This is a genomic window from Mucilaginibacter sp. P4_G9 (assembly GCF_056400985.1).
In genome coordinates, this window is sequence record NZ_JBFUKF010000474.1 from 1 (window position 1) to 3,578 (window position 3,578).

Consider the following 3,578-nt stretch of genomic DNA (forward strand, 5'->3'; position numbering starts at 1 on the left):
CGTTAAGGTCGTTTAAAAAATTATAAGTATCGATAAAATCTTCCCTGGTTTCGCCGGGGAAACCAACAATAACATCAACGCCAATGCAGCAATCGGGCATCAGTTCTTTTATTTTGGCCACGCGGTTCACATACAGATCGCGTTTGTAGCGGCGGCGCATCAAACCCAATATTTTATCGGAGCCTGATTGCAACGGGATATGAAAATGAGGAACAAAACGCTTTGAAGTAGCAACAAAGGCAATAATTTCGTCAGTAAGCAGATTTGGTTCGATAGATGAGATCCTGATACGATCGATCCCTTCAACTTCATCCAGGGCTCTCACAAGGTCGAAAAACTTATCCTCCCGATGACCGTTGCGTATCCCAAAGTCGCCCAAATTAACACCTGTCAATACTATTTCCTTAACTCCCGAAGCACTTATTTCTTTTGCCTGCTTAATTACGTTTTCTATTGTATCGCTCCTGCTGGCACCACGGGCTAAAGGTATGGTACAAAAGGTACATGAATAATCGCAGCCATCCTGAACTTTCAGAAATGTGCGGGTACGATCGCCAAAAGAGTAAGCCGGCACAAACTGGTTAGCCTCACTTACCGGCTGGTTATAAACAACTGCTTTAGGCTTTTTGGTAAGATCGGTAATATGATCAATGATCTGGAATTTTTCGGCAGCGCCAAGCACCATGTCAACACCGGGTATTTCGGCAATTTCCTGTGGCTTTAGCTGGGCGTAGCAACCAACTATGGTTACGTAAGCATTGGGGGAGATCTTAAGCGCTTCCTTAACTATCTTTTTACACTTTTTATCCGCATTTTCGGTAACCGAACAGGTGTTGATCACAAAAACATCAGGCGTATTGGAAAACTCAACAGTATCATAACCGGCCTGGCTAAACAGCCTGCCAATAGATGAGGTTTCTGAGTAATTCAGTTTACAACCAAGCGTATAAAAAGCTACTTTTTTATTCATTGCAAGGGCGCAAAGATAAGGAATTTTAAGAAATAGTTTTAATACGGGTTATCAGGTTATAGTAAAATCCGAAATCGGATGTCCTAAATCCGAAATAATCAAATGCCATTCCACTCATAACTCTCGTTCTCCAGCCCTATCAAATCAATTACCCGGTTCACCACCGTCATAGCCAGCTCTTCAATGGTTTGTGGTTTGCTGTAGTATGATGGAATGGCCGGGCAAATAACACCGCCGGCTTCGGTAACGGTAGCCATATTGCGGATATGAATAAGGTTTAAAGGCGTATCGCGGGCCACGAGGATGAGTTTGCGGCGTTCTTTGAGGATCACATCGGCAGCACGACTTATCAGATCATCGGAGATGCCTCCTGCTATCCTGCCGAGGGTACCCATAGAACAGGGAACAACCACCATAGTATCAAACTTAGCCGATCCTGATGCAAAAGGCGCCATAAAATCGTTTTTGGCGTAAAATTTATAGGTATACTTACTGTAATCCTCGTTATCGAGCTCAAAACGCCAAACATCCTTCGCATTGTCCGACATCACGACGGCTACTTCCTGCACCTGGGCACTTAACTGGCTTAACTTTTTTAATAACAAATCGGCATAAATAGCGCCACTGGCACCCGTAATAGCAACTACAATCTTCTTCTTCATGATTCAACAACAACCCAAGCAGGTAAAAAGTTACGGGCACAAAAAAGGGTCGAATAACTTGTACCCGACCCTACATCTACCTATGAAAAACATGCCCTTGAGAGGGCATCACAAATATACTAACACTTTTTATATTATAAAACAAATTTGTAAAAATATTTTTACATGAATAAATTGTTAAGATAAATTCTTATCYATTAAGCTTTGAATTATACCATCAACCATACCTACACGGGGTACATAAATCTGTTTTATACCCGCGTTTTTCATCACAGTCATATAAATTTCGCAGGCAGGAATGATTACATCGGCCCTATCCTGGTTTAAACCAAGCACATTTATACGATCTTTCAGCGAAAACGAATTAAGATATGTGTACAAGGATTTTAGCTTACCAAAAGTCATTGGCGTATCATCGCCCTCTTCGGCCAGCCGGTGTAATTTGTTAATGTTGCCGCCGGTACCTATCCCTAATAATTGTTTGTAGCCCCGGGTATGCTCCCTGATGAAATCTTTCATCTCGGTCCAGGTTTCTTCGCTATCCTGATTATCCAGTATCCTGATGGTACCAATATTAAATGATTTGGAAGCCATCAAATCTCCAGCCGAAAAAAGTGAAAGCTCGGTACTGCCGCCACCTACATCAATATATAAATAGCTTTTGCTTTTATCTATGGTTTGTTCAGCATGGCTGGCATATATTACTTTAGCTTCTTTTGAGCCGTGAATGATCTCTAAATCAATATTGGCATCCTGTTTTATCAGCTTAACTACTTCTTCGCCGTTTTTTGCTTCGCGCATGGCCGATGTAGCATAAGCCAGGTAATCTGTCACTTTATATACATCCATAAGATTACGGAACGCACTCATGGATTTTACCWGGTCGCCTGCTTTTTTGTCGGAGATGTGTTGTTGAATAAAAGCATCGTCGCCCAGGCGCAATGGTACCCTTATAAGGGTGTTTTTTTTGAAGGAATAAGAACCATGGTTTTCAATAATATCGGCAATAAGCAGCCTTACTGCGTTGGAGCCAATATCTATAGCTGCGTATCTCAATTTGGTTTGTTTTTAGTTTTAAGGTAATTGTATATTTCTATCTGTGCACGATGTGAATCGGCCGAATTAGTTTTATGGTATTTATTGCTGTTGGTACCGTTTATTTCGCGGGCCTTGGTATTATCATGCAGTTGTATATTGATGATATCTTTCACTTCCTTCCGCAATTGCTCGTCGAGGATTGGGAAGCCAACCTCTACCCTGTTATCAATATTACGGGTCATAAAATCGGCCGATGTAAGGTAGATCAGCTCGTTACCACCGTTACAATAGATATGTACACGGGCATGTTCAAGGTATTTATCTACAATGCTTATCACCTCGATGTTTTCGCTGTACCCTTTTACTCCGGGAACAAGGCAGCACATGCCACGAATGATCATCTTGATTTTAACACCGGCATTGCTGGCCTGGTATAGTTTATTAATGAGCGCCTCATCAGCAAGGCTGTTCATTTTCAATATCATATAAGCCTTTTTGCCGGCCTTAGCATTCTTTATTTCGTTTTCTACCAGTTTGTAAATAGCCGGCCTTGAATCAACTGGCGATACGATCAGCGTTTTCAATCCCTTGGGCAACACATTTCTTTTCAGCGCTTTAAACACTTCGGCAAGATCATCAGTTATCTTTTTATCGGCTGTAAAAAGAGTATGATCAGCATAAATCCTGGCTGTTTTTTCATTAAAATTCCCGGTTGATAAACAAGCATAATTTACCAGCTTTTGCTTCTCTAAACGAGTAACCAGGCATATTTTGGAGTGAACTTTGTAGCCCGGTACGCCATAAAGTACATTTACGCCCTCTTCTTCCAGCCTGTTACTCCAGAATATATTGTTCTGCTCATCAAACCTTGCGCGAAGTTCAACCAGGCAGTTTACTTTTTTACCATT

Annotated in this window: 4 protein-coding genes; all 4 read right to left on the minus strand. The window is 41.6% G+C overall.

The features are described from left to right. A partial coding sequence (locus AC1DPZ_RS23975; RefSeq protein ID WP_477408216.1) for a MiaB/RimO family radical SAM methylthiotransferase occupies positions 1-970 on the minus strand: 970 nt, incomplete at its 3' end. A 98-nt stretch (positions 971-1,068) separates the two neighbouring features. Beyond that, a complete protein-coding gene (locus AC1DPZ_RS23980; RefSeq protein WP_477408218.1) occupies positions 1,069-1,632 on the minus strand; it encodes a UbiX family flavin prenyltransferase in 564 nt (187 codons plus the stop codon). 177 nt (positions 1,633-1,809) lie between these two features. Next, a complete protein-coding gene (locus AC1DPZ_RS23985; RefSeq protein WP_477408220.1) occupies positions 1,810-2,688 on the minus strand; it encodes a Ppx/GppA phosphatase family protein in 879 nt (292 codons plus the stop codon). Continuing rightward, positions 2,685-3,578: polyphosphate kinase (locus tag AC1DPZ_RS23990; RefSeq protein WP_477408222.1), on the minus strand; the 894-nt coding region annotated here is incomplete at its 5' end. The genes AC1DPZ_RS23990 and AC1DPZ_RS23985, both read right to left, overlap by 4 nt.

Coding starts and splice junctions, on each gene's coding strand:
- AC1DPZ_RS23980 (WP_477408218.1), bottom strand. CDS start 1,632: ATGAAGAAGAAGATTGTAGTTGCTATTACGGGTGCCAGTGGCGCTATT.